The following is a 26,929-nucleotide window of genomic DNA, read 5'->3' as shown; positions in this document are numbered from 1 at the left end:
GGCAGGCTGTCGGACATGCTCCGCTGGAAGCCGCCCGGGAAGTTCCCTCGCGATCCTGTTCAGGGCGTCGCGAGGCCGGTCCCGCGACGGGCCGCATCGACGCTCCACGCGCCGCCTCCCGCGAAAAAGAAGTACAGGAAAATGAAGCAGTAGAGGATCGACGAGTCGCCCTGGTTGACTACCGGAAAGAAGCTTTGCGGCGCATGCGCCATGAAATAGGCGACCGCCATGTTGCCGGACAGAATGAACGCGACCGGCCGGGTGAAGAGTCCGAGGGCAAGCAGCGCGCCTCCGATCAGCTCGATCAATGCCTGAATCACAAGAAATCCCGACAGTTGCATCGGCTCGGGAGCGGGCGGAAAATTGAATAACTTTTGAGTTCCGTGCTCCAGAAACAGCAGCGCCGACATGATCCTCACGACGCTTAACCACACCGGAGCCCAGGCAGAAATCTTGTCGAAATTCATCAGTTGGCCTCCATCATGACCCGGTGAGGCTGAATTGTCAGCGGGTCTGCTCTTCGCACCGATTTCGCGGAGAGGGTATGATGCACAGCGCGAGCGGTAAACCGTACTCCCAGTTCACAGTCGCGTGACCACCGGTCGTTGGAGTGCCGAGCCGCGGGAGACTTTCGATGCGCTCCAGCGGGTGCCAATCGCCAGGCTCATGCCGCCCCAAATGGGCAGCGGTTTTGGGACAACGACATGAACAAGATCAAGCCCGGGTCAGCGGATACTGTTCCTTCAGCGTCCTCAGCACCTGATCACCGGGCATCGGCGCGCCGAACATGAAGCTCTGCACATATTCGCAGCCCATCTGGCGCAGCTCGAGTGCATCGCTTTCGTCCGAAATACCCTCGGCCACGACCGAAAGGCCGAGTTCATGCGCCATGTTGACCATCGATTTGAGCAGCACCGCGCGTTTCGGTGTCGTGTCGTCGACAAAGCTCTTGTCGATTTTGATCGTATCGAAGGGAAAGCGCGTCAGATAGGCCAGCGATGAGTAGCCGGTGCCGAAATCGTCCAGCGACAGGCCGATGCCAAGTTTCTTCAGTTTGTTCAGCACATGGGCTGTCTGCTCGGGATTGTCCATCACCAGCGATTCGGTGAGTTCGAGCCGGAAGCAGCGCGGCTTCAGATTGGCCCGCGCGATCACCGAGCGAACGTCGCTGACCAGATCGCGGCGGATGAGCTGTCGGCTGGACAGGTTGACCGAAACCGACAGCGGCGCGTCGCCGATCTGCTTTTGCCATCCCGCCAGATCTTCGGCGGCCTGTTGCATGGCGAACAGGCCAAGCTGCACGATCAGGCCGCAGCTCTCGGCGACCGGAATGAAATCGCCTGGCGGGATCATGCCACGACGCGGATGGTCCCAGCGCAAGAGAGCCTCGAAGCCGGCAACACTGCCGTCTTCCAACCGCACGATGGGCTGGTAGGCGAGTGTGAATTCGCGGCGTTCGATGGCGCGGCGCAGGTCCGACTCGAACTGCAGCCGGTCGGTCCCGACGGTGCGGAAGGCGGGTCGGAACGGTTCGATCCTGTCGCCGCCAAAACGCTTGGCCTGGTGCATGGCAAGCTCGGCGTCCTTGACCATGTCCTCGGCCGAACTTTGCGCCGAGGTCCAGGTGACCAGACCGATCGAGGCGGTCAGCACGATCTCGCGCTTGGCAAAGGTGATCGGATTGTTGATCGCATGCTTGATGGCATCGGCAACGGCTGCGATGCGAGCCGGGTCCTGCTCGGAAAGCAGCATCAGAGCGAACTGGTCGCCGGCAAAGCGCGACAGCGAATCCTTCGGCTTGAGCAGCCGGTGCAGCCGACGCGCAACAGTCAGTAGGATGGTATCGCCGGCCGAAATGCCGAGCCCGTCATTGACCTGCTTGAACCGGTCGATGTCGATGACGAAGACGGTCGGACGGACCTTCTCTTCCGTGCGCGCGATCGAGATGATCGCCTCCAGCCGGTTCATCAGCAATTCCCGGTTCGGCAAGCCGGTCAGATTGTCGTGCACGGCATCGTGCAACAGCCTTTCCTCGGACTTCTTCTGCTCCGTCACGTCGACCATGGTGCCGACGCAGCGGATGACTTCGCCGTCCGATCCGATCACCGGCCGGGCGCGCAGCGAAAACCAGTGATAGTGCCCGTCGGCGCCGCGCAGGCGGAAATTCTGCGACACCCGGCCGCGCCGGTGCTCGAGCACCACGTCGAGCGTGGTGCGGAACGTGTCGCGGTCGTCGGCATGGAGCACCGGCAGCCAGTTGCGGGCAGCGCCGCCCAGGCTGTCGGGCGCAAGGCCAAGCTGGATGCTGACATCCGGCCTGGTGACGACGCGGTCGCGCATCACGTCCCAGTCCCACACCGTGTCGCCCGATCCGGCCACGGCCAGCGCCTGCCGTTCGAGATCGGAGAACAGGCCCTGATGCAGCGCACCGCCGGCAAAGGCGTGCTGCATGACGGTGAAGCCGATGAGCAGGATGATGAGGATCAGACCGCCGCCCAGTGCCGGCTGGGCGATGTCGTTGTCGAGCATGCCGGTGATCGCCATCCACGACCCGCATAGCCACAACAGGACCATGACCCAACTGGGCACCAGCATGATGGCGCGGTCGTAGCCGCGTATGCCGAGGAAGATGATCAGGCCGAGACCGGTCAGCGCGGTGGCGGCGAAGGACAGCCTGGCGATGCCGGCGGCGACCGCCGGGTCGACGATTGCAACGCCGGCGATCAGCAGCAGCCCCAGAATCCAGACCAGAGCGCCGTAGCTGAAATGGCCGTGCCATCGGTTAAGGTTGAGATAGGCGAACAGGAACACCACGAAGGTCGCTGCAAGCGCCACCTCCGTTCCGGCCCGCCACATCTGCTCGTTGCCGGGCGATATTTCTAGGACCTTGTTGAGAAAGCCGAAATCGATGCAGATATAGGCGAGCACCGCCCAGGCGAGTGCTGCGGTTGCCGGGAACATCGAGGTCCCCTTGACGACGAAAAGGATGGTCAGGAACAGCGCCAGGAGGCCGGCGATGCCGATGACGATGCCGCGAAACAGCGTGTAGGAATTGACCGAATCCTTGTAGGATTCCGGCTCCCAAAGATAGACCTGCGGCAGTTTGGGCGACGCCAGTTCGGCAATGAAGGTGACCACCGTTCCGGGGTTCAGGGTCACCCGAAACACATCAGCATCGGGGCTGCTCTGGCGGTCGAGCGCGAAGCCCTCGCTGGGCGTGATCGCGGCAATGCGGGTCGAGCCGAGATCCGGCCAGAAGATACCGGAATTCACCAGCCGGAAATGCGGTGCGACGATCAGCCTGTCGAGCTGCTGGTCGGTGGTGTTGGCAAGCGCGAACACCGCCCAGTCGCCGGTCGAGCGCGCATCATTGGCCTCGACCTCGATGCGCCGCACGATGCCGTCCGGTCCGGGCGCAGTCGACACCTGAAAATTTTCGCCCTGGTTGCGGTAGATTTCGACGGCGCCCGAAAGGTCGAGCGCCACATCGTCGCGGGCAATCTTGATCGGTTCGACGGCGAAGGCCGATGACGCCGCGCAGAGCACGACGATTGCCGTCAGCACAAAGGCGAACAACGACCCGATTCGCAGGAAATTCGTCAAAATCAGTCCTTCGTTTCCGCGCCCGGCGGATCGTCCTCGATCCGGGCGTAGAGGTAGTGGTCCTGCCAGATGCCGTTGATCCTGAGATAGGATCGGAGAAGTCCTTCGCGCCGGAATCCGGCTTTTTCAAGCACGCGGATCGACCGGGCGTTGTCGGGAATACAGGCAGCTTCGATCCGGTGCAACCTCAGCGTATCGAAGGCGAAGCGCGTCACCACCTTGACCGCGTCGGTCATCAGGCCACGGCCGCTGTAGCGTTCGCCGATCCAGTAGCCGATATGGCCGCTTTGCGCGACGCCGTGGCGGATATTGCCGAGGGTGATTCCACCGACAAGCTTGCCGTTGCTTTTTTCGAAGATGAAGAAGGCTATGGCCGTTCCCTGCGCATAGTCTTCGCGATAGCGGCTGAGGCGATGCCGCCAGGCCGTGCGGTCGAGCTCATCGGGGTTCCAGCGCGGCTCCCACGGCTCCAGGAAGGCGCGGCTTTCGCCGCGCAGCACCGACCATTCACGATAGTCGTTGGTCAGCGGCACGCGCAGCGTGACCCGGTCACCCTTCAGTGCCGGCAGGTCGCGGCGAAAGAAAGGGAGCGCGAACATGGCGCGTTGATGGACTTAGACGGCGAGCTTTCGGGCCGTGGTCTGCGTGCCCGAAAGCGACTCAAGGACCGCCTCATAGGGAGCGAGCGTGCCCACCGGTCCGACGGCAGTCAGCGTCGGCTTGGTCGAAAACAGCCGTGACGACAGGTCCGTCAACCGCTCGACGGTCAGCGCCGACAGCCGTTCCATCAGCTCTTCCTTGGCGATCGGCCGGCCGAACAGAAGCATTTGCCGGGCGATCTGCGAGGCGCGACTGGCTGGGCTTTCAGCAGACATGATCAGGCCTGCACGGTACTGGGCGCGTGCCCGGTCAAGTTCCTCCTGCAGGATGTTCTCGCCGACCTTCTGCAACTCGCCGATGACCACCGGCACCAATTCGGCAATGTCGCTCTGCCCGGTCGCGGCATGGACGCCGAATATGCCGGTATCGGAAAAACCCCAGTGGAAGGCATAGACCGAATAGCACAGCCCGCGCTTTTCGCGGACCTCCTGGAAAAGACGCGACGACATGCCGCCGCCAAGGATCATCGACAGGACCTGCGAGGCGTAGAAGTCGCGTACATGATAGGCGCGGCCCTCGAACCCCAGCACGATCTGCGCGTCCATCAGGTCGCGGTCCTCGCGGAAATCACCGCCGACATATTGCGCATATTGCGGCATGGTGTTGTCGGACTTGCTGCGGAAACCGCCGAGATGCTTCTCGACCTCGCGCACGAAGTTGTCGTGCTTGATGTCGCCGGCGGCAACGATCACCATGCGCTCGGCGCCATATTGCCGTTCGATGAATTTGTGCAATTGCTTTGAGGTGAAGGATTTGACGGTTTCCGGCGTGCCGAGGATGGAGCGGCCGATCGTCTGGTGGCGGAAGGCGGTCTCGGTGAAGTGGTCGAAGACGACGTCGTCGGGTGTATCGTGTGCGGCGCCGATCTCCTGCAAAATCACATGCTGCTCGCGCTCCAGCTCCTGAGGGTCGAACTCGGATTCCTGCAGGATGTCGGACAGGATATCGACGGCCAGGGGCACGTCGTCGCTCAGCACCCTGGCATAATAGGAGGTGGTCTCGACACTGGTGGCGGCATTGATCTCGCCGCCGACATCCTCGATTTCCGAGGCGATCTCGAAGGCGCTGCGCCTTCTGGTTCCCTTGAACGCCATGTGTTCAAGCAGGTGGGCCATTCCGTGCTCTTCGCTACGCTCATTGCGGGCGCCTGATTTGATCCAGGCGCCAAGAGCGACGGATTCGAGGCTTGGAAGGGTTTCGGTGGCGACTGTCAGGCCGTTCGACAGACGGCTTACCTCAACACCCATATAGCTGATACTCCCTAACTTGCCGCCCGCGTGTGGCGGCTAACATAATCTTCCACCATTTTCAGGTCGGATGGAAGTACCGTGTATTTTTCCTCTGACGTCATCAACCCGCCTAGCCATGCAGGCAGGGCAGGCGACACGCCGCTGGACGCTTCGACGGCGGCCGGGAATTTTGCCGGATGGGCGGTGCCAAGCACCACCATCGGCACGGCATTAGTGGCATTTGCAACCGCAACGTGCATGGCCGCGGCCGTGTGCGGGTCAAGCAGATAGTTGCTGGCTGCGAGCGTCGCGCGGATCGTGGCGGCGACTTCGTCCATGGTCGAGCAGCCGGCGTCGAATTCGGAGCGGATCCTGGCGATCTCGCCCGCTTCGATAGTGAAGGCGCCGGACTGATTGAGGCCGTTCATGTAGCGCCGCACGGTCGAGGCGTCGCGGCCGGCCGCCTCGAACAGCAAGCGCTCGAAATTCGAGGAGACCTGAATGTCCATCGACGGCGACGTGGTCGAAAAGACGCCTTTCGTGCGGTATTCGCCGCTCGACAGCGTGCGCGCCAGAATGTCGTTGTCGTTGGTAGCGATGATCAGCCGCTCGATCGGCAGCCCCATCTTCTTGGCGGCGTAGCCGGCGAAGATGTCGCCGAAATTGCCGGTCGGCACCGTGAACGAAATCGGCCGGTCGGGCGCGCCGAGCGACAGCGCCGATGAGAAGTAATAGACGATCTGCGCCATGATGCGGGCCCAGTTGATCGAATTGACGCCGGACAGCGATACTCGGTCGCGAAAACCGTGATCGTTGAACATGTCCTTCACCAGGCCCTGACAATCGTCGAAATTGCCTTCGACCGCCAGCGCATGGACATTTTCGGCGGTGGACGTCGTCATCTGCCGCTGCTGCACCGGCGAAACCCGGCCGTGCGGGAAAAGGACGAAGATGTCGGTGCGGTTGCGCCCCGCGAAGGCATCGATGGCGGCCCCGCCGGTATCGCCGGAGGTGGCGCCGACAATGCTGGCGCGCTGGCCGCGTTCGGCAAGCACATGGTCCATCAGCCGGGCGAGAAGCTGCATGGCGACGTCCTTGAAGGCAAGCGTCGGGCCGTGGAAGAGTTCCAGAACGAACATATTCGAGCCGGTCTGCACCAGCGGGCAGACCGCCTCGTGACGGAACGTCGCATAGGCTTCGCGCACCAGGCGTTCGAACACCGGCGTCGCGATCTCGCCGCCGAGAAACGGCGACAGCACGCGGATGGCGAGGTCGGGATAGGCAAGGCCGCGCATGGCGCGGATCTCCGCCTCCGAAAACTGCGGCCAGATATCAGGCACATAAAGTCCGCCGTCGCGCGCCAGGCCCGCCAGCACAGCGTCGGAAAATCCAAGCACGGGCGCTTCCCCGCGGGTGCTCACATATCGCATCGTCATGTTCCATTGCTGCCGGGCGGTATTGTCCGCGCCAAAGTGGTTAATTTCGGTACTTGCTCAGTCGCATTTTTGCCGCGCGGTTGATATACGTCACCCGCTTTGCGAGAGGGAAGTGCAGTTCATGGCGTTCCATACATTTAACGGTCGTTTTGTCGCGGGTCTGGCTCTCACCGGCTTTATGCTTACCGCCGCCGGCTGCCAATCAGGCGGCAGTAGCATGCTGGGCTTGGGAAAGAAGGACACGACACCGCCACCACCTCCAGACCCCAAGGTCCTCGCCAGCCAATTGCTGGCCTATTGTCCGAACGTGACGCTGCGCGACGGCACCGCCTATTTCAACACCTATGCCAAGGGCAGCCAAAAGCCCAAGAAAAAAGCCGCCGCCGAGGATGCAGAAGCTGCCGCGCTTGGCGCGAGCAGCGACCAGCAGGACGATTCCGCCAAGATCGTCTATCAGGCCTCGATCATGGATGTGACCCGCGACTGCAACCGCGCCAACGGCTCGCTGACGATGAAGATCGCCGTCGCCGGCAAGGTCGTTCCGGGACCGATGTTCAGCCCTGGCACCATCACCATGCCGATCCGTATCGCTGTGATGCATGGCAAGGAGGTCCTTTACTCGCAGCTTCACCGACATCAGGTCCAGGTTACCAATCCCTCGAGCGCCACCCAGTTCGTCTTCACCGATTCGAACGTTGTCGTTCCCGAGCCCACCGCGCGGGACTATCAGGTGTTCGCCGGCTATGACGAAGGCCCGCCGAAGAAGGCCGACAAGAAGGTTGCCGCGGCCGAATAGCCGCGGCTTTGGAGCTGCGCGTCCATCTGGACGCCTGCTTCACGCATCCGCCGACCACTCCGACAGGGCGGCGATCACGCTTTTCAGTTCCGCCCAGCGGCGGATGACCGTTTCGGCGCCGGCCTCGGTCAACGCGTCGGCATGCCCGGGATAGCTGTGCGCCGCTCCGGTGAAGCCGATCACACGCATGCCGGCTGTCCTGGCGCCGGTCACGCCATGCACGGAATCCTCGATGACGAAGGTGTTCGCCGGATCGGCCTGGAGCTTTGCCGCGGCAAAGAGAAACACGTCGGGCGCCGGCTTGGATTTCCCGCTTGGTGTTTCCAGCGAGGAAAAAATCCGGCCGCTGAAATACGGCAGCAGATGCACCTTCTCCAGCATGAATTCGATCCGCTCGGAGCGCGAATTCGAGCAGATGCAGCGCGGCGCCGTCACCGCGGCAACCGCCTCGTGCACCCCGTCGATGGCGCGCACGTCGCTGCGCAGGCGGCGGTCGACCAGGTCTTCGGCGCGATCGATCAGCGAGGCCTGGAACGGGACGCGGGATTTTTCCTCGACCCGCATCATGATGTCCTTGAAGGTCAGCCCGGCATAGGTTTCGGAAATCTCCTCAGCCGATATCTCGTAACCGGCCGACGTCAAAAGCTCGGCTTCGATGCGCGCGGCGATGATTTCGGAATCGACGAGCACGCCGTCGCAATCGAAGATGACAAGGTCTGGCTGGGGCATCGCGATCCGGGAAAAGCGGGAGGGAGAAGGCTGAGACGTTTCAGGCCGGCGCGACATACACCAACAGGCCGGCCTTCGCAAACTACCGCGGTGCGGACCCTTGGCCTTCACCGAATATTTACGCTGATCGGTAACCATAACAGGGAGTAAACAGTAACGCGTGCTTTGGGTGTCACAATGTCTGCCGTGCGTCTTCTCGACGAGCTTTCCCATGCTCCCCAGCAATCCGAATGGCTGGACACGATCCTGAAGGGCGATTGCGTCGCCGCACTCGACCGGCTGCCCGAAAAATCCATCGACGTGATCTTTGCCGACCCGCCCTACAATCTGCAGCTCGACGGCGATCTGCATCGTCCTGACCAGTCCAAGGTCGATGCCGTCGACGACGCCTGGGACCAGTTTGCAAGTTTTGAGGTCTACGACGCCTTCACCCGGGCCTGGCTGCTGGCGGCGCGCCGCGTGCTGAAGCCCAACGGCACCATCTGGGTCATTGGCTCCTACCACAACATTTTCAGGGTCGGCGCCAAGATGCAGGATCTGGGGTACTGGATCCTCAACGATGTCGTCTGGCGCAAGACCAATCCGATGCCGAATTTCCGTGGCCGCCGCTTCCAGAACGCCCATGAGACGATGATCTGGGCCTCGCGCGATCAGAAGGGCAAGGGTTACACCTTCAACTACGAAGCGCTGAAGGCGTCGAACGACGACATCCAGATGCGGTCCGACTGGCTGTTTCCGATCTGCACCGGCGCTGAGCGCCTCAAGAACGAAAACGGCGACAAGCTGCATCCGACGCAGAAGCCCGAAGCGCTGCTCGCCCGCATCATGATGGCCTCGACGAAGCCCGGCGATATCGTGCTCGATCCCTTCTTCGGCTCCGGCACCACCGGCGCCGTGGCCAAGCGCCTCGGCCGCCATTTCGTCGGCATCGAGCGCGAGCAGGCCTATATCGACGCTGCCAACGATCGCATCGATGCAGTCCGGCCGCTGGACAGCGCTGCTCTTACCGTGCTCAGCGGCAAGCGCGCCGAGCCGCGCGTTGCTTTTGTCAGCCTCATCGACACCGGGCTGATGCTGCCGGGCGCCACGCTCTACGACGCCAAGAAGCGCTGGGCGGCGAGGGTGCGCGCCGACGGCACCGTGGCGGTCGGCGACAGCGCCGGATCGATCCACAAGATCGGTGCGGAGGTGCAGGGGCTGGATGCCTGCAACGGCTGGACCTTCTGGCACTATGAGCGCAGCGGCGGCCTGACCCCGATCGACGAGCTTCGCCGCATCGCCCGCCTCGGCATGGAGCGGGCAGGGGCCTGATCGCAGGTTCAGGCCTTATCTTCCTCAAGAATAATTTCGGTCAACTCGCCTTTAGCCATCAGTGAAAGCTGGTTAGTGAAGCGAGACAGACGCGAATAGTCTGTACGAAGCCGAACTCGCGCAAAATCATCGGCTTCGATCTCTTCGGCAACCTCAATCTGGACGGTCAGATGGCCTACGCCATCCGCCGGAAAAACGGAGATTTTTATCAAGCCGGGCGACTCCAAAGAGAGCATTGCGCTCTGAAGGGGGTATGCCTTCAGCGACGTAATGAATTCGCTTACTTCGCTCTCTGGGAAATATACGACGCCATGGCCACGAAAATTGCCATGCTCGATATCGATATCGAGCATGGGCCAGTGCGGGTCGTAGGTTAAGACAATTCTGCCCATGCCGTATTGCTCTATTAGAATTCGATGCCGTATCGTTCGAGGTCCGCCTCGAGCGTCTTTGCGTCGGTGAACAGCACCGACTGCCAGCCGGCGGCCTTGGCGCCGTCGACGTTCTTCTGGCTGTCGTCGATGAACAGCGTGGCCGCGGGTTCGAGGCCGAACGCGGCGACGTGATGGTCGTAAATGCCGCGATCCGGCTTGATCATGCCGATCTCGCCCGAAATGGTCACACCGCGCGGGCGGTTGAGAAAGTCGAAACGCTGCCGGGCTTCGGCAAGCGTGTCGGCCGCGAAATTGGTCAGCATGGTGACGTCGTGGCCGCTCTCGATCAGCTTGTCCATGATCTGGACGCTGTCGTCATAAGCGTGCGGCACCATCTCGTGCCAGAGGCGGCGGAAGTTGCGGATGTTTTCGGCGTGGTCCGGGTGTTCGGCGATCAGCAACGCCTCGGCCTCTTCCCAGGTGCGGCCGCGGTCCTGCTCGATGTTCCAGTCGTGCGTGCAGACATTATCGAAAAACCACTTTCTCTCCTCGGCATCAGGAATGATACGGCTGAACGGCAGGTTCGGATCGTAGTGGATCAGCACTCTGCCGATGTCGAAAACGATGTGGCGGATTTCGGTCATTCTTGTTCCTCGTTCAACGCAATTCAATGCGGGGCGATGTGGGCGATTCAATGTGCGCGCTGCTTCTTCGTCGCGCCCGGTATCGCCGCTTCGATTACCTTTTTCATGACGGTGGGCAGTGCTTCGCCGGAAATTTCGTCGGCCAGCGACCAGAAATGCCCCGCTGGGGCGGCGACATCGGTCATCGCTTTGAAGACGTCGAGTTCGAGCGCGAAATGGGTGAAGACATGGCCAATTTTCCCGGCTGGGCGCCAGTTGCCGGGGAAGGGCGCCGCCGCATCCGTGGTGGCGCCGTCGATCCGCGCGGTCCAGCCGGTCGTCGGCACTTCGGTCATGCCGCCGAGCAGGCCCTTATCCCCGCGTTTGCGCAACAGTATGGCGCCATCGCCACGCACGGCGACGAAGGCAGCCCCGCGCCGCAATGGTTTCTCGCCCTTCGGCAGGCGGACAGGGAAGCGTTCGGCATCGCCCGAAATAATGGCGCTGCAATCCTCGCGCAGCGGGCAAGGCATGCAGCGCGGCTGCCGCGGCGTGCAGATCGTCGCGCCGAGATCCATCATCGCCTGGGCGAAATCGCCCGGTCTGGTCGCTGGAACCATGCGCTCGACATGGGTGCGAATGTCGCTCTTGGCCTCGCTCAGCGGCGTGACGATCGAAAACAGCCGGGAAACCACCCGCTCGACATTGCCGTCGACGACCGCGGCGGGCTGGTCGAAGGCGATCGCCGCGATCGCCGCCGCCGTGTAGGCGCCGATGCCGGGCAGCTCTCTCAAGCCAGCTTGCGTATCCGGAAACTTGCCGCCTTGCCGCGCGACGAGATCGGCGCAGGCCTTGAGATTGCGCGCGCGGGAATAATAGCCGAGTCCGGCCCAGGCCTTCATGACATCTTCGGTCGGTGAAGCGGCCAAAGCCTCGATATCAGGCCATTTCTCGACAAAGGCCCGGAAATAGGATTTTGCCGCTTCGACCGTGGTCTGCTGCAGCATGACTTCGGAAAGCCAGACCCGGTAGGGATCGGGCCGTATGCCGCGTGCCAACTCGCGCGGCGCAATGCGCCACGGCAAGTCGCGGTGATGCACGTCGTACCAGGCGAGCAGGCGGGACGCGATCTCGCCGCTGTCTCCGGACGCGGCCTTGCCGCTGTCTCCGGATGTGGCTTTGCCGCTGTCGCCGGATGCGGTCTTGCGGGTCTGGTCGTGCAGTGCCATTGATCGAGGACTGGCCTAACCGATGCATGGTGAAGGTCGTGACTGGAGAACGCACATGGCAGGGAAAAGGCCCTTCGGCAATCCCGTTCCGGTGAGTGATCTCGCAACCCAGATCCTCGATCCGGTGCTGCGCAAGCGAGCCGGCATGTCGATCGGGCTCGTCCAGTCCTGGGAGGAGATAGCCGGGCCGCGACTTGCCAGCCGTTCGCGCCCTGAAAAGATTCAATGGCCGCGCCGAATGCATGACGATGATCCGTTCGAGCCGGCGGTGCTGGTCATCGCCTGCGAAGGCATGGCAGCGCTTCATCTGCAGCACGAGACCGGCGAGATCATCAACCGGGTCAACGCCTTTCTCGGCTTCAACGCTATCGGCCGCATCAGAATCGTGCAAAAGCCGGTCACGGTTGACAAAGGGCGGCTTAAGCCGAGCCTCCGGCCGCTGACCGCGGCCGAGAAGGTGAAGCTGTCAGGCGCTGTCGGAATGATCGAGGACGATGGGCTGCGCGCCTCGCTGGAGCGGCTCGGCGCCACCATTCTCGGTCAAAAGAAAACATAATCTCGCGCTTTCGTGATCGCGTACCCAAGATTTGGCGATTGGAATGGGGACGGCGATGCCTTAATTCGCGCCAACTCTCGCCTTTTCTAGCCTTTGCATTGCAAAATCCAACCATTGTCAGGTGATTCGTATGCCCCGTCTTTTGTCCCGCAGAAACCTCCTGTCGTCGCTGGCCGCCATTCCGGCGGTGGCTCTGCTCGCCGCCTGCAGCGACTCGGGCGAGAAAGCCGTGGCGGAGGATGTGAAGCCTGCGGCCCCCGCCGATGCGATGAAGCCGGCCGATCCGGCCAAGCCCACCGCTGCGGCCGCGGCCAAGGCGCCTGAGGCCCAGGGCACGGTGGACATGGCCGCCTTGCTGAAGCCCGGCGCACTGCCCGACATGCAACTCGGCAAGGACGACGCGAAGGTCACGATCGTCGAATATGCCTCGATGACCTGCCCGCACTGTGCGCATTTCCATGAAACCACGCTCCCGGCGCTGAAGACGAAATACATCGATAGCGGCAAGGCCCGCCTTATTCTGCGCGAATTCCCCTTCGACCCCAGCGCCGAGGCCGGTTTCATGCTGGCGCGCTGCTCCAAGGACAATTATTTCCCAATGGTGGACGTCCTGTTCAAGCAGCAGGCGAACTGGGCAGGTGTCGCCAATACCAAGGACGCCCTGCTGCAAATCTCCAAGATGGCCGGTTTTACACAGGAGTCATTCGAGGCCTGCTTGACGGACCAGAAACTTCTGGACGATGTGAGGTCGGTCCAGAAGCGCGGCGCCGATGAATTCAAGGTCGACTCGACGCCGACCTTCTTTATCAACGGGAAGACCTACAAGGGGGCGCTGTCGATTGAGGAAATCTCGGCCATTATCGACCCTCTGCTCTGACGTTTCGGCAGCGCCGAAGCGGCTGCGCGTCGGCGTGCGCGACTTTTTGTTGCGCCGCGAGTTCTTGTCGCCAAATCGCGAAACACATTTGCAAAACCCGCTTTTGGGGCGGCGCGAATGAAATTCTCGCGCCTTCGCCTACTCGGTTTCAAGTCGTTCGTCGAACCTGGCGAGTTCGTCATCGAACGCGGCCTGACCGGCATCGTCGGGCCGAACGGCTGCGGCAAGTCAAACCTAGTCGAGGCGCTGCGCTGGGTGATGGGCGAAAGCTCGTACAAAAACATGCGCGCGTCCGGCATGGACGACGTCATCTTTTCCGGTTCCGGAACGCGTCCGGCCCGCAACACCGCCGAAGTCACGCTTTTCCTCGACAACAGCGACCGCAGCGCGCCCTCGGCCTTCAACGACGCGGACGAGTTGCAGGTTTCGCGCCGCATCGAGCGCGAGGCGGGCTCGCTCTACCGCATCAACGGCAAGGAAGCCCGCGCCAAGGACGTGCAGCTGCTTTTCGCCGACCAGTCGACCGGCGCCCGTTCGCCCTCGATGGTCGGGCAGGGCCGCATCGGCGAGCTGATCCAGGCCAAGCCGCAGGCGCGCCGCGCGCTGCTGGAAGAGGCGGCCGGCATTTCGGGCCTGCACACACGCCGCCACGAGGCAGAACTGCGTCTGAAGGCGGCCGAACAAAATCTGGAACGGCTGGACGATGTCGTCGGCGAGCTGGAAAGCCAGATCGAAAGCCTGAAGCGCCAGGCTCGTCAGGCCTCGCGCTTCAAGAACCTGTCGGCCGACATCCGCAAGGCTGAAGCGACGCTGCTGCATCTGCGCTGGACGCTGGCCAAGACGCAGGAAGGCGAGGCGCGCTCGGCGCTGGCGATCGCCACGGCACTGGTCGGCGACCGCGCCGCCGCCCAGATGGCTGCGGCCAGGGAGCAAGGGATCGGCGCCCATCGGTTGCCCGACCTGCGCGACGCGGAAGCCGCCGCCGCTGCCGCCTTCCAGCGCCTGTCGATCGCCAAGACGCAGATCGAGGAAGAAGCGGGCCGCATCCGCGCCCGCCAACTGGAACTCGACCGCCGGCTCCAGCAGCTCGACGGCGACATCGTCCGCGAGGAGCGGATGGTCCGCGACAATGCGGATATTCTTGAACGCCTCGCCGCCGAAGAAGCCGCGCTCACTACCGAGAACGCCGGCGCCGCCGACCGCGAGGCCAGCACCCGCGCGGCGGTTGAACAGGCTGCGTCGACGCTTGCCGCCAGTGAAGCCAAACTCGCCGGGCTGACTGCCGAACGGGCCGAGGCCGCCGCCTCCCGCAACCAGATCGAACGAACGCTGCGCGACACCGCGGAGCGCCGCGACCGTTTCGCCCGCCAACTCGCCGATGTCGACCGGGAATTGTCCGATATCGCCTCCAGGGTCGCCGGCCTGGCCGATCCCGCCGAGAAGCAACTTATGGTTGAGCAAGCACTGGCGCTGCTCGAGGAGACCGAAGCCGCGGCGATTGCCGCCGAACAGGCTGTCGCCGAGGCGCGCGCGGCGGAGAGCGCCGCCCGCCCGCCGGTTCAGGATGCAAAGGCCGAGCTGGCGCGAATCGAAACCGAGGCCCGCACGCTGGCCAAGATCCTGAATGCCGCGAGCGGCGACCTCTTCCCGTCCGTGCTGGAGCAGATCAGCGTCGAGCGCGGCTACGAGACGGCGCTGGGCGCCGCCCTTGGCGAAGATCTCGACGTGCCGCTCGACCGCAGCGCGCCGGTGCATTGGGGCCAAAGCGAGGTTCAGCCCGGCGACGCCGCTCTGCCCGAAGGCATCAAGAGCCTTGCCAGCGTCGTCCGCGCGCCGGCGCAACTCGCCCGCCGATTGGCGCAGATCGGCATCGTCGAGGCCGCCGACGGAAACGGGTTGCAGGCGCAGCTTGCTCCAGGGCAGCGGCTGGTCAGCCGCGAAGGGGCGCTCTGGCGTTGGGATGGGTTCACCGCCAGCGCCGATGCGCCGACCGCCGCCGCGCAGCGGCTGGCGCAGAAAAACCGGCTGGCCGAGCTCGACGCCGAGGCGGTCCACGCAACGCGCATCCTGCGCCAGGCCGAAGGGGCCCTTGCCCTTGCCGAGCAGGCGCTTGCCCGAGCGAGCGAGGCCGAGCGCAACGCCCGTCAGGCCGGGCGTGATGCCCAGCATGGGCTGGACGCCGCCCGCAACGCGCTGGCCGAGGCCGAGAAGGCCGGCGGTGAGCTGTCGAGCCGGCGCGCCGCGCTCGACGAGGCGCGCGCGCGCATCGTCGACAGCCATGAAGAGACGGCGGCGGCTTTTGTCGAGACCGAGATGCTGCTGCAAAGCGCTCCCGATCTCGGTGATCTGCAGTTGCAACTCGATCAGTCGGCCGCCAACGTCGCTCGCGACCGCGCCACCCTTGCCGATGCCCGCGCGGTCCATGAAGGCTTGAGGCGGGAAGCCGAAGCGCGCTCGCGCCGCCTAGACGCCATCGGCGCGGAACGCCGCAACTGGCTGGAGCGCGCCGAAAACGCATCGACGCAGATCGCCGCACTCGGCGAACGCAAGGCCGAGGCCGAGGCCGAGCGCGAAAGGCTGGCCGACGCACCCGACGAGATCGACGCCAAGCGGCGCGCCTTGCTGTCGCAGCTTGCCGAGGCCGAAAGCCTGCGCCAGGCCGCCGGAGACCGGTTGCAGGAAGCGGAAAGCAAGCAGTCCGAACTGGACAGGGCCGCGACATCGGCGATCCAGTCGCTGGCCGAAGCGCGCGAAACCCGCGTCCGCGCCGAAGAGCGGCTGACCGCTGCCGATGAAAGACGGCTCGAGGTCGAGGCGCGCATCCAGGAAACACTGAACACGCCGCCGCATCTGGTCATCCGTCACACCGGCCTGGAGTCCGACAGCCCGATGCCGGAGATGACCGAGATCGAGCGTCAGCTCGACCGGCTGAAGATCGAGCGCGAGCGGCTGGGAGCCGTCAATTTGCGCGCCGAGGAAGAGCAGAAAGAACTGTCCGATCGGCTGGAGACTATCGTTTCCGAACGCGAAGACATCATCGAGGCTATCCGCAAGCTGCGGCAGGCGATCCAGAGCCTGAACCGCGAAGGCCGCGAACGGCTGCTGGCTGCCTTCGACGTGGTCAATGGCCATTTCCAGCGGCTGTTTTCGCATCTGTTCGGCGGCGGCACGGCGGAACTGCAACTGATCGAGTCCGACGATCCGCTCGAGGCCGGTCTCGAAATCCTTGCGCGGCCGCCCGGCAAGAAGCCGCAGACGATGACGCTGCTTTCCGGCGGCGAGCAGGCCTTGACGGCGATGTCGCTGATCTTCGCCGTGTTCCTGACCAATCCCGCGCCGATCTGTGTGCTCGACGAAGTCGATGCACCGCTCGACGATCACAATGTCGAGCGTTTCTGCAATCTGATGGACGAAATGGCCGCCACCACCGAGACGCGCTTCGTCATCATCACGCACAACCCGATCACCATGGCGCGCATGAACCGGCTGTTCGGGGTGACCATGGCCGAGCAGGGCGTCAGCCAGCTCGTATCGGTCGACCTGCAGGCGGCCGAGGCCCTGCGCGAGGCGAGCTGACGCGTCGACCGCACAGCTTGTCGGTAGCGCCTATTGGGGCTTTCGGCTAAAGCACGAATTGGACTAGGTCGGTTCCGTCATTCCGATGTAGCATTTTGATATTGCGCATGATCCTTTCCGCAATCGATCTCGATTTTGCGATCATGTGCCATCATATGCACGGAGAACCTTGTTGCCTGTACTTGTCACCGGAGCCGCGGGATTCATCGGCAGCCATGTTTGCCATCATCTCCTGAGCAGGGGGGAAGCTGTCGTCGGCGTCGACAACATGAACGACTATTACGACCTGGCGCTCAAAAAGGGGCGCCTCGCCCGCCTGCAGCCTCACAAGGATTTTTCATTCCATCAGATCGACATCGCCGAACAGGGCGCTCTTGCCGACGCTTTGGCCGGACAAGGCATAGTCAGGATCGTCCATCTCGCCGCTCAGGCCGGTGTGCGCCATTCACTCGACAATCCGAGGCTCTATGTCCGTTCCAATGTCGTCGGCCATCTCGAGATGCTCGAGTTCTGTCGCGCGCAGCCCGCATTCGAGCATCTGGTCTATGCCTCGTCGAGCTCGGTCTATGGCGGCAACCGCAAGGTGCCGTTCAGCGAGACCGATCAGGTCGACAAGCCGGTCTCGCTCTACGCCGCCACCAAGAAGTCAGATGAATTGATGAGCCATACCTACGCCCATCTCTTCGGGGTGCCGCAGACCGGCTTGCGATTTTTCACCGTCTACGGTCCCTGGGGCCGGCCCGACATGGCCTATTGGATTTTCACCAAGGCGATGTTCGAAGGCAAGCCGATCCGGGTGTTCAACAATGGCGAGATGTGGCGGGATTTCACTTATGTCGACGACGTGGTGAGAGCTGTCGTTGCCGTGCTCGACAAGCCGCCATCGGCTGAAGTTCCGCCGAACAGGCTCTACAATGTCGGCAACAACCGGCCGGTGCGGCTGGGCGATTTCATCGACACTCTGGAAAAACTGCTCGGTGTAAAAGCGATCCGCCACAGCGAGCCGATGCAAAGCAGCGATGTCGAGCGGACCTATGCCGACATGACGGCACTGGAGCGCGATTTCGGCTTCAAGCCGAGCGTTTCGATCGAAGATGGGCTGAAGAAATTCGTCGACTGGTACCGGTCCGAATGGGCTAAGAGATCGCCGACAACGTGACTGCGGCCTGCGGGTCGTCGTCTGCGGGTCTCCGCCTTTGCGGCTCAAGGCCGCAGCTTCGCTCCAGTCGCCGCTCGATTATCGCCTCAGCCCGGCCATGAACGTCTTTACGCGGGCAGGGTCGACCTGGTTCCACCAGACGCCGTCGTGCTTCAGTGAGCTGGCGATGATGAGGCCATCGACGACGCCAAGAATATCGTTTGCATTATCAGACGTCACGCCGCTGCCGACCAGCGTCGGTAGGCCGGCAGCCTCTTTGATCATGCTGATATAGCTCAGATCCGCAGCGTGCCCGGTGCGCTGACCGGTCGCAATAATGGCGTCGGCGTCGAAGAAGACCAGATCCTTGACCAATTCCTCCACCGGGCGGTCGGCAACGATCGCGTGCGCGCCGTGCTTGACATGAGCATCGGCGAAGATGCGGATGCCGTTGGCGCGCAGCCTGGCGCGATACCGTGCCGCGCGACCCGACTCCCCCTCGACAAAACCCTCATTGGCGACATAGGCATTTGCCCATTGATTGACGCGGATAAAGCCCGCGCCAGCGGCACTGGCGATCGCAAGGGCAGGGATCGCGGCGTTAGCGAGCACATTGATGCCGACCGGCTTGCCGAGTTCGCGGCGGATGCGGTCGGAAACGACAGCCATGTAGGCCGCTGTCTCCGGTCCGATATCGTCAGGTTTGGCAAACGGTATGTCGCCATGATTCTCGACGATCACGCCGTCGCATCCGCCATCGAGATAGGATCTCGCATCGTCCAGACCGCGCTGATAGATCGACTCGACCGCCTCGCCGTCATAGCGCGGCGCGCCGGGAAGCGGCGACAGGTGAACGACGCCGATCACCACCTTGGTGCGGCCGAAAAGTTCTACGAGCACGTCGCCGCCTGATTGGCCGAGTTGGGTCATGAGAGCTCCGTTCGATCGATGAGCGCCGCCATTTCAGACGCGGAAGGACAGGATATCAATGTGCCCGGGCGAGTCACCGCAATCGCCGCGGCCGCGAGCGCGAATTTCAGCGCTGGGGCAACCGACATTCCCTTGGCAAGCCCGCCGGCCAAACAGCCGCAAAACACATCCCCGGCGCCGCTGGTGTCGAGCGCCTCGACGCGTGGCGCCGGCAAACGAAGCGATCCCACCCGGTCCGGGCCAAGCACGAGACAGCCTTCCGCACCAAGGGTGATCACGACTGTCCCGGCGCCTTTGGCCGCCAGCGCGTCGGCGGCGGCTGACATGTCATCCTGGCCGGTCAGCGCTTTCGCCTCGGATTGATTCACCACCAACAGCTGCGCCAGGCCGAAGTCAGGCAGAGCCGCCGCATCGACAGGGCTGGCATTCAGGACGGTGCGCGCGCCATTTTGCTGTGCTGCCCGCAGGCAGGCATCTGTCGCGGCGCCCCGCAAATTTCCCTGGCAGACCAGGATGTCGCCAAACGCGATCCGGCGCGAAAGTGCAGTTTGCGCGATCGGATCGAACGCCTCGCTGCAGGCGACGCCGCTGACGATGAAGTTCTCGCCGCCGGCATCGACGATGATGGTCGAGCGGTCGCTTGGCAGGTCCAATTCAATCGCCTCGAGGTCCGACAGCTCGCTGTCGAGGTGGCTCCTGATCCATGTGCCTGCGCGGTCCGTGCCGAGCGCCGTCCAAAACGTTACCGCAGCACCGGTGCGCGCGGCCGCAACCGCCTGGTTTGCTCCCTTGCCGCCGAGGCCATCGGCGTAGCTGCTGGCGTTCAAAGTCTCGCCGGCGGCAGGGAAGCGGCCGACGCGAAAAATCGTGTCGACGCAGGCATTGCCGACGACATGGACATGCATCGCTCAGCTCTCACCGGTCGCCCAACTCAGCATCTGTCCGAACAGGGTTTTGTAGCCGTTCCAGGCGATAAACTCCGGTGGCAGCCAATGCGGCCCGACATCGGACGTCCAGGCCACAGTGCGGCCCTTGCCGTAGTGGCCGGTGACAAGCAGCGGCAGCGATCCATAGTCGGACGATACGGTTGCAAGAACTTCCGCCCCGTCTTTCGGCGTCACCTCGTTGAAGCCGAGCAGGATTGGCCAATCCGAACCGAGACCCCTGAGGATCGGATGGTCCGAGGAGCCTTTCAGGACAGGCGAAAACCCTTCCGGCACCTCGACACGGTCGTCGAACGCGAGGCAGCTCACCGGCAGCACCTCTTCGACCGGCGTCTTGCGATAGCGCGCGCCGCCATTGATGCCCTGAAAGCTGTAGTAGCCGCCGAACATCAAAAGCCCGCCGCCGTCGCGCACATAATCGCGCAGCAGCCGCAGCCGGTTCGGCGTCGGCTTGGAGTGAACCCAGGTGTCGGGATGCAGAAGCAGCGTGTTGGCGCCGATGTCGGAGAGCACCACCGCGTCATAGGCCGAAAGCGTCTCCATAGTTTGCGGAAAGCTGCGCTGCGCCTCATGTGCCGGCATGAACGTCACGTCGAAGTCGGTCGCCTTCAGCGCCGTCAGCAATTCGTCGGCGCCGGTGTGGTAGGTGACCGTCGGAAACTGGTCGAAGCCCTTGATATGGGTGGCGGTCGACACCCAGGATTCGCCGGCAAGCAGGATTTTTTTCTTGGACATTTGAACTCCGTCGTAAGTCTCAGCCGCAAGTCTGGGCTTGATTCTGCCGCGAGAACACGGCTTTCGGATTGGCGATCAGCATGCGGTCGATGGCTGACTGCTCGACGCCATGCCGTTTCAGGCGCGGTATGAAATGCTTGAGGATGTAGCCGTAGCCGAAACCGCCGAAGCGGGTCAGCATGATCTTGAGGAAAACATCCTGAGACAACAGCAGGCGATCGCCGAAACCGACCTCGACAAGTGCCGCGATTGCTCGCGCGTTCTCTTCGTCGGAGGGCGATTGTGCGTCCTGATCGGCATAATAATAGTCCATGCCGATCATATCGTATTCGAGGAACGCGCCGCGCCGGGCGAGGCTTGTCTGGTAGTCGAGATCGTTGTGGCTGGGGTTCATGTGACAGAGCACAGTGTGGTGAAGATCGGCGCCCTCGGCCTCCACGACATCGAGCACCTCGTGCGCCAGCCGCTCCCAGCCGGGCAGGTGGATCGACAGCGGCACGCGGGTGATGCGCGAGGCCCGCGCCGAAGCTTGCAGCGACTTTCGTTCCTCTGAAGTAAAATCCTTGCTGACGCCGATCTCGCCGATCAGGCCGGCCAGGATCGGCGGCTGCGTCTCGCCGCCGCCGACGTCGTTGACGATGAACTCGGTCACCGCGTCGACATCCATCGCCTTCAGCCATTCGGGATGGGTGTGTTCCAGATAAAAGCCGGTGCCCATGACGATCTTCAGGCCGGACATGCGGCTGATGCGGGCGAGCTTTTCCGGCTCGCGGCCGATGCCGATATTGGTCGCGTCGACGACGGTATGGCCGCCCAGTGCGCGATAGCGTTGCAGCTCAGACAGGGCCAGGTCACTGTCATCGAGCGAAACATTGTCGCGGTTGACGTAAGGGTTCATGCGCAATTCGCCGATGATCTCGATGTTCACCGGCTGCTCGGCGAGCGCCATGTCGTCGGGATGACAGGGACATTTCCAGCTGCGCGCGCCGTCGAGCAAGATGTGCTCGTGCATCAGCGTAATGCCCATTTCTTCAACCGGAACGGGGCCGAGCACGGTCATCACATGGCCGGTATCGACCCCGATCGCCAGCCGCTGCCTGGGAGCCGCATCATCGAAGAGATCGCTCATAGGCTCAACGGCTCCGTACGGCGCCGCGGAACAGGCGGAAGTTCAGCCAGATGGCGATCAGGATGATCGTTCCGGTCACGATCGGCGTCAGGAAAGGCGACAGATGCGCCAGGATCAGGCCGTTGCCGATGACGGCCACGGTAAGCGCGCCGAGCACCGTGCCGACGATCGTTCCGCGGCCACCGAACAGACTGGTGCCGCCAAGCACGACGGCAGCGATCACTTCGAGCTCAAACCCTTGCCCGGCATTCGACGATCCGGATCCGAGCCGGGCCGCAATGATGATCCCCGCAAGTGCTGCCGCAGCGGCGGAAATCACGTAAACAAAAAGCGTCATCAGCCGCGTGTTGACGCCGGCGCGCCTGACCGCTTCGGCGTTGGCGCCGATGCCGGTCACGTAGCGGCCGAACGGCGTCTCGTTGAAGGCGATATAGGCGATCGCCAGGATCGCCAGCGCGATCAGCGCCGGCGCCGGCACGCCAAGCAACCAGGCGCGGCCCAGCACCGTAAAAGGGCTTCCCGGCTCGATGGGGATCGAGTACCCGCCGGTGATCAGCAGCGCCACGCCACGGATCACCGAAAGCCCGGCAAGCGTGACGATGAAGGCCGGAATGCCCTCATAAGCGACGAAATAGCCCTGCACCGCGCCAAGCAAGGCGCCCAGCGCAAGCATGGCGAGGATGACCAATGGCCATGGCAAGCCCAGTTGTAGCAGCGTCGCCGACAGCGTTGCCACCAGTGCCAGCACGGAGCCGACCGAAAGGTCGATGCCGCCGGTGGTTATGACGAATGTCATCGCCGCGGCGACGATCAGCAATGGTGCCGACTGACGCAGGATATTCAGCAGATTGGGCGACGTCAGAAAGGCGTCCGTCGCCACCGAAAAGATGACGCTGACGACAAGAAAGAACAGCGCGATCGACACGACACTGCCATTGGCAAGCACCGCATCTCGCCACGTGCCTTCGCGGACCCTTTGAGACTGAGCGGAGTGGGTCAGGTCGCTCATACTGGCGCTCCATCGCGATAGGCGTTGGTGGCTGAACGAGCGTTGAACTTGCGGCCCACGATCAGGTTGACGACATCCTCGATATTGGTTTCGCCGATCAGCCGCTCGGCGACGTTGCGTCCTTCGTACATGACCTGGATGCGGTCGCAGACGAGGAACAGATCCTGAAGGCGGTGGGTGATCAGGATGACGCTGACGCCGCGGGCGCTTACGGTGCGGATCAGGTCCAGCACCGCCTCGACCTCGGCGACGGCAAGCGCTGCCGTCGGCTCATCCATGATCAGCACGGACGGCTCGAAGGAAGCGGCGCGGCCGATCGCGATCGACTGTCGCTGTCCGCCGGACAGGTTTTCGACCTTGAGCCGGGTGTCTGATATAACGATGCCGAGACGGTCGAGCATCTGGCGCGTTTGCTCATGCATGCGCTTCTTGTCGAGAAAGGAAATGCCGGCGATGCGGCGGCGCGGCTCGCGGCCTAGAAAGAGATTGCCGGCGACATCGACCGTGTCGCAGAGCGACAGATCCTGATAGACCATCTCGACGCGCGCTGCACGCGCGTCCGCCGGCGAGTTGAAGGTCACCGGCGTTCCATCGATCTCGATCGTGCCGGCATCGGGAACTACGGCTCCCGACAGCACCTTGCTCAACGTCGACTTGCCCGCGCCATTGTCGCCGACCAACCCGAGGACCTCGCCCGGCCTCAGCACCAGCGAGACGTCATCGAGCGTCTGAATGGCGTTGTAGCGCTTTGAGATGCCGCTCATCCGCACCCGATAGGTCTCGCCACTGCTCATCCTGGATCCCGGGCATTGCAAAGCGTCCGCGGCGTAGCCTCAGGCGCCGCCGCGGGCCAGTCATCGACGCAGTCTACTGGAACATCGCGCGATATTTGTCGACATTGTCCTTGGTCACGATCGTCACCGGAATATTGATGATCGGCTCGACCGTCTCGCCCTTCTTGAGCTTGACCAATGCTTCGACAGCGGCCTTGCCTTCGCCGGCCGGGTCCTGCTGGACGACCGCCACCACCCAACCATCGTCAATGCCCTGAATGACCTGCTTGGTCAGGTCCCAGCCGAACACCTTGACGTCGCCGGTGCGGCCTTGGCTGGTCACGGCCGAAACAGCGCCGAGCAGAGCCGGCTCGCCGGTCGCATAGAGCGTCGTCATGTCCGGATTGGCGGTCATCAAATTCTCCGAAGCGCTCATCGCGGTCTCCTGGACATTCTGGCCGTCGACCGTGTCGAGGAAGGTGATATCAAGGCCGCTGTCGGTGACCGCCTTCTTGAAGCCGTCGAGCCGCTGGTTCTGGATGAACGAATTGAGCGCGCCGACAATGCCGATCTTGGCTGTGCCGCCCATCTCCGCCTTGACATAGTCGGAGTAGAATTTGCCGATATCCTCGCCGGCCTTGGCGTTGTCGACACCGATGAACGCAACGTTGTCGCCGTCGGGTATCTGCGCGTCGATGGCGATCACCGGGATGCCGGCCGCCTTCGCGGCGGTGATTGCAGGCTTGACGCCATTGACGTCGATGGCGACCAGAATGATGCCGTCGACTTTTTGCGTGATGTAGTTCTCGATCGCGTCATTTTGCGCGCTCGGCACGTTGTTGGCATTGAAGATGACCAGCTTGGCGCCCGCGGCGTCGGCCGCCTTCTGCGCGCCCTCGTTGATCTGGTTGAAGAACAGGGCCTGCTGGTTGATGTTGACGAGAGCGAACGTATCGGCGAACGCCGATCCCATCGCTGTCGAGCAAATGGCGAAGACGGCGGCGCAACGGAAGAGAAGCTTGAACGGACGCATTTACGGTTCCCCTTGCTTGCGGGCCAATCCCGTCAGGCTGGCCCATTGGTGCTACAGGCACAAGGCAAACATTCAAGAGACTTGAATACTTGTCAACGAATTTGATCTGACAGCAGCCATCAGAAGGTCGCTGGTGTGTTGACCCAAAAAATGCTGGCTCTTTCCTTGCCGATGTTGCGGTAATGGTGCGGCAGCTCCGACCTGAATACGAACGCATCGCCGGTGGCGAGATCATGGCTCTTGCCATCGACGATCAGCTTGATCCGGCCGGCAAGCACGTAGCCGACTTCCTCGCCGACATGCTGGATGGGACCCTCGCTCTCGCCGTCTGCCTCGATATGATGGATGTTGCACTGCAACAGGTGTCCGGGCGAATAGGGAATGATGCGTTCGGGCGAGATGCCCTCGCCGCGCCTCAGCGCGTCGAGCGAGATCAGTGGCCGCGCGCCTGCGCGGAACACGATCGCCTCTTCATCGTCGACCTGTTCGAACATCCAGCCGATATTGGTCTCGAGAGCTTCGACCAGGCGGTGAAGCATAGGCAGGGATGGCGAAGCCTTGCCGTTCTCGATCTTGGACAGAAGGCTTTCAGAGCAGTTCGCAGCCGTCGCCAGCGTCTTCAGCGTCATGCCCCGCGTCTGGCGGGCGAGGCGCAACCGCGTTCCAAGCCGCGCGGCATTTACGGTGGCGTCCATTTCCGACTCCGGCCGTCGCCGATCGATTTTGTTCATCCGTTCGCCAACCATTCAACGGGGCAACTGTCGCGCGAGCAAAAGACAGCCGCGACCGATTTGCAAGTGGTGATCTGTCACTTTCGACCTGGCCGGGCCTCGACCGGTTTTTGATAGCACCGATAAAGCAACCCAGTGTCGCACCCGGCGCCGACTGGACAAAAGCGTCCCGGCGTTGTTCTCCAACCGTCCCGATGTTCGAAGGGGCTGGTTCATACGCCGGCCAGAGGCAATCGTCGCGGCAGGCGCTCGGCGGAAACTCAATGCAGGTAAGGGATGCAAGAGCGTTTTGCGCGGACGAGATTCGCGCGGTTCGAATTCTCGTGATCTGAACTTGACGAGGCAACAGACGGTAGCGTAGCTGTTCGCTTGAATAATGTCCTGGCCGAAGTGTGATCGACGATGTGCCGCTTTTGAGGTCAATGGGCAGCGTACTACGTCTCACGAGCGCCGGAAACAACCTGCCTTGAATGACGGACGGGAAAGCATGCAAGCCTGTGACGCGAAAGCGTTGTCGCGCTGGTCAAGCTAGCATTGATGGCGGCTGTTGTGGGCGTATCCGAGATATCGACGGAAGAGCGAGATCGTTGTGACCAAGCATGTGCCGCCTCACGCAGTTGTTGCCGGAAAACCACTGGGATTGATCCAGCACACGGTTCGTCTCGATGCCTGAAGCGGCCATGACTTGGGAAGACGCCGTCCGCTGGTGCATGAGCGAGCCTTCGATGAAAGAGCTCGCCCGCGCCGCCTATTTCGACGATCCGGTCGTGGCCGCGCAGCGCTATCACGAAAGCGCGGAATTCGATGCGATTCGCAGCATGATCCCGGACAAGGTCGGCCGCGCTCTCGACCTTGGTGCCGGCAATGGCATCCTCTCCTATGCCCTGGCGCGCCAGGGCTGGTCGGTAACCGCCGTCGAGCCCGATCCCAGCGCCCTTGTCGGTGCCGCCGCAATCCGGAGGCTTGCCGACAAAACAGGCACGCGCATCGATGTGATCGAAGCGTTCGGCGAGGCTATCCCGTTGAGCGCCGCCGGCTATGACCTAGTCGTCGCCAGGCAAGTGCTGCATCACGCGCATGACCTTCCGGCGTTCTGCTGTGAGGTTTCGCGCCTCTCTCGCGAGGGCGCGACGTTCCTGTCATTGCGCGACCATGTGATATCCGGGCCGCAACAGCTGGAACCGTTTCTGCGCTCGCATCCGCTGCATCACCTTTACGGCGGGGAGAACGCTTTCACGCTGGCGGCCTACCGCGCTGCGTTGCAGGGGGCGGGACTTACGATCGATCGCGAAATGAACTCTTTCCAATCGGTTGTGAACTATGACCCGATGACGGCTTCCGAAATTCGCGAAAGGCTCGCGGCTGTCTTCGGCCCGGTGTCGGGGCTCGTCCGCGCGGCCCTGTCCCCACTGCCTTTCGGTGCCGTTGCCCGAGCAGCGGCATTGCTGGACCGCCGGCCTGGGCGCCTGGTCTCTTTCCTTTGCCACAAGCAGGGGAAGGGCTGATCT

General features: G+C 62.9%; 24 protein-coding genes. 7 read left to right on the top strand and 17 right to left on the bottom strand.

Annotated features, from left to right (window positions below; all coding sequences use genetic code 11):
• Positions 1-59: 59 nt before the first annotated feature.
• The 5 genes from JG739_RS25600 to thrC all read right to left on the bottom strand — a co-directional run bounded on the left by JG739_RS25600 (position 60) and on the right by thrC (position 6,922).
• Positions 60-470, bottom strand: a complete 411-nt coding sequence (locus JG739_RS25600; RefSeq protein WP_202367635.1) for a DoxX family protein — start codon at positions 468-470, stop codon at positions 60-62.
• A 244-nt stretch (positions 471-714) separates the two neighbouring features.
• Positions 715-3,603 (bottom strand): EAL domain-containing protein, encoded by a 2,889-nt coding sequence (locus JG739_RS25595; RefSeq protein ID WP_202363952.1) that lies wholly within the window; start codon positions 3,601-3,603, stop codon positions 715-717.
• A gap of 2 nt (positions 3,604-3,605) precedes the next feature.
• The gene (locus JG739_RS25590; protein ID WP_202363951.1) at positions 3,606-4,202 is read right to left on the bottom strand and encodes a GNAT family N-acetyltransferase; all 597 of its coding nucleotides are present in this window, start codon (positions 4,200-4,202) and stop codon (positions 3,606-3,608) included.
• Between the two features lie 15 nt (positions 4,203-4,217).
• Positions 4,218-5,510: a M16 family metallopeptidase gene (locus JG739_RS25585; RefSeq protein ID WP_202363950.1), complete on the bottom strand. Its 1,293-nt coding sequence runs from the start codon at positions 5,508-5,510 to the stop codon at positions 4,218-4,220.
• A gap of 14 nt (positions 5,511-5,524) precedes the next feature.
• A complete protein-coding gene (thrC, locus tag JG739_RS25580) occupies positions 5,525-6,922 on the bottom strand; it encodes a threonine synthase (protein WP_202363949.1) in 1,398 nt (465 codons plus the stop codon).
• 127 nt (positions 6,923-7,049) lie between these two features.
• Between thrC and JG739_RS25575 the strand changes: the two genes are divergently transcribed.
• Positions 7,050-7,724: a hypothetical protein gene (locus tag JG739_RS25575; protein WP_202363948.1), complete on the top strand. Its 675-nt coding sequence runs from the start codon at positions 7,050-7,052 to the stop codon at positions 7,722-7,724.
• Between the two features lie 39 nt (positions 7,725-7,763).
• On the opposite strand, the gene JG739_RS25570 is transcribed toward JG739_RS25575, so the two are convergent.
• A complete protein-coding gene (locus JG739_RS25570) occupies positions 7,764-8,453 on the bottom strand; it encodes an HAD family hydrolase (protein WP_202363947.1) in 690 nt (229 codons plus the stop codon).
• Between the two features lie 177 nt (positions 8,454-8,630).
• On the opposite strand from JG739_RS25570, the gene JG739_RS25565 reads away from it, so the two are divergent.
• On the top strand, positions 8,631-9,764 hold the full coding sequence (locus tag JG739_RS25565) for a site-specific DNA-methyltransferase (RefSeq protein ID WP_202363946.1): 1,134 nt from the start codon (positions 8,631-8,633) through the stop codon (positions 9,762-9,764).
• Between the two features lie 8 nt (positions 9,765-9,772).
• On the opposite strand, the gene JG739_RS25560 is transcribed toward JG739_RS25565, so the two are convergent.
• From JG739_RS25560 to mutY, 3 genes are read right to left on the bottom strand one after another with little or no spacing between them, the layout of a single operon-like run.
• A complete protein-coding gene (locus JG739_RS25560) occupies positions 9,773-10,156 on the bottom strand; it encodes a hypothetical protein (protein WP_202363945.1) in 384 nt (127 codons plus the stop codon).
• 14 nt (positions 10,157-10,170) lie between these two features.
• Positions 10,171-10,782, bottom strand: a complete 612-nt coding sequence (locus tag JG739_RS25555) for an HAD family hydrolase (protein WP_202363944.1) — start codon at positions 10,780-10,782, stop codon at positions 10,171-10,173.
• Between the two features lie 47 nt (positions 10,783-10,829).
• On the bottom strand, positions 10,830-11,990 hold the full coding sequence (gene mutY / locus JG739_RS25550; protein ID WP_202363943.1) for an A/G-specific adenine glycosylase: 1,161 nt from the start codon (positions 11,988-11,990) through the stop codon (positions 10,830-10,832).
• Between the two features lie 55 nt (positions 11,991-12,045).
• Between mutY and JG739_RS25545 the strand changes: the two genes are divergently transcribed.
• The 4 genes from JG739_RS25545 to JG739_RS25530 all read left to right on the top strand — a co-directional run bounded on the left by JG739_RS25545 (position 12,046) and on the right by JG739_RS25530 (position 18,158).
• Complete coding sequence (locus tag JG739_RS25545) at positions 12,046-12,546, top strand: DUF721 domain-containing protein (RefSeq protein WP_202363942.1); 501 nt, start codon at positions 12,046-12,048, stop codon at positions 12,544-12,546.
• Between the two features lie 130 nt (positions 12,547-12,676).
• Positions 12,677-13,423: a DsbA family protein gene (locus JG739_RS25540; protein WP_202363941.1), complete on the top strand. Its 747-nt coding sequence runs from the start codon at positions 12,677-12,679 to the stop codon at positions 13,421-13,423.
• 117 nt (positions 13,424-13,540) lie between these two features.
• Positions 13,541-16,999: a chromosome segregation protein SMC gene (gene smc, locus JG739_RS25535; protein WP_202363940.1), complete on the top strand. Its 3,459-nt coding sequence runs from the start codon at positions 13,541-13,543 to the stop codon at positions 16,997-16,999.
• A 172-nt stretch (positions 17,000-17,171) separates the two neighbouring features.
• Positions 17,172-18,158, top strand: coding sequence for an NAD-dependent epimerase/dehydratase family protein (locus tag JG739_RS25530; RefSeq protein WP_202363939.1), 987 nt, complete (start codon positions 17,172-17,174; stop codon positions 18,156-18,158).
• A 78-nt stretch (positions 18,159-18,236) separates the two neighbouring features.
• Here JG739_RS25530 and JG739_RS25525 read toward each other — a convergent pair whose 3' ends face one another.
• The 8 genes from JG739_RS25525 to JG739_RS25490 form a co-directional block, all read right to left on the bottom strand.
• On the bottom strand, positions 18,237-19,067 hold the full coding sequence (locus JG739_RS25525; protein ID WP_202363938.1) for a BtpA/SgcQ family protein: 831 nt from the start codon (positions 19,065-19,067) through the stop codon (positions 18,237-18,239).
• Complete coding sequence (locus tag JG739_RS25520) at positions 19,064-19,972, bottom strand: PfkB family carbohydrate kinase (RefSeq protein WP_202363937.1); 909 nt, start codon at positions 19,970-19,972, stop codon at positions 19,064-19,066. The genes JG739_RS25525 and JG739_RS25520 overlap by 4 nt, the downstream gene beginning before the upstream one ends.
• 3 nt (positions 19,973-19,975) lie before the next feature.
• Entirely contained in the window at positions 19,976-20,746 is a 771-nt protein-coding gene (locus JG739_RS25515; RefSeq protein ID WP_202363936.1) for a glutamine amidotransferase, read from the bottom strand.
• Between the two features lie 19 nt (positions 20,747-20,765).
• Entirely contained in the window at positions 20,766-21,875 is a 1,110-nt protein-coding gene (locus JG739_RS25510; RefSeq protein ID WP_202363935.1) for a phosphotriesterase family protein, read from the bottom strand.
• A 4-nt stretch (positions 21,876-21,879) separates the two neighbouring features.
• The gene (locus JG739_RS25505) at positions 21,880-22,884 is read right to left on the bottom strand and encodes an ABC transporter permease (RefSeq protein ID WP_202363934.1); all 1,005 of its coding nucleotides are present in this window, start codon (positions 22,882-22,884) and stop codon (positions 21,880-21,882) included.
• Positions 22,881-23,678 (bottom strand): ATP-binding cassette domain-containing protein, encoded by a 798-nt coding sequence (locus JG739_RS25500; protein ID WP_202363933.1) that lies wholly within the window; start codon positions 23,676-23,678, stop codon positions 22,881-22,883. Before JG739_RS25500 ends, JG739_RS25505 begins: the two co-directional genes overlap by 4 nt.
• 73 nt (positions 23,679-23,751) lie before the next feature.
• Complete coding sequence (locus tag JG739_RS25495) at positions 23,752-24,690, bottom strand: ABC transporter substrate-binding protein (protein WP_202363932.1); 939 nt, start codon at positions 24,688-24,690, stop codon at positions 23,752-23,754.
• A 119-nt stretch (positions 24,691-24,809) separates the two neighbouring features.
• The gene (locus JG739_RS25490; RefSeq protein WP_202363931.1) at positions 24,810-25,421 is read right to left on the bottom strand and encodes a cupin domain-containing protein; all 612 of its coding nucleotides are present in this window, start codon (positions 25,419-25,421) and stop codon (positions 24,810-24,812) included.
• 680 nt (positions 25,422-26,101) lie between these two features.
• Between JG739_RS25490 and JG739_RS25485 the strand changes: the two genes are divergently transcribed.
• Positions 26,102-26,926: a class I SAM-dependent methyltransferase gene (locus tag JG739_RS25485; protein WP_244749569.1), complete on the top strand. Its 825-nt coding sequence runs from the start codon at positions 26,102-26,104 to the stop codon at positions 26,924-26,926.
• Positions 26,927-26,929 lie beyond the last annotated feature (3 nt).

The sequence above is a fragment of the Mesorhizobium sp. L-2-11 genome, from assembly GCF_016756595.1.
Classification (GTDB): Bacteria; Pseudomonadota; Alphaproteobacteria; order Rhizobiales; family Rhizobiaceae; genus Mesorhizobium.
This window is presented reverse-complemented; position numbering and strand designations above follow the sequence as displayed.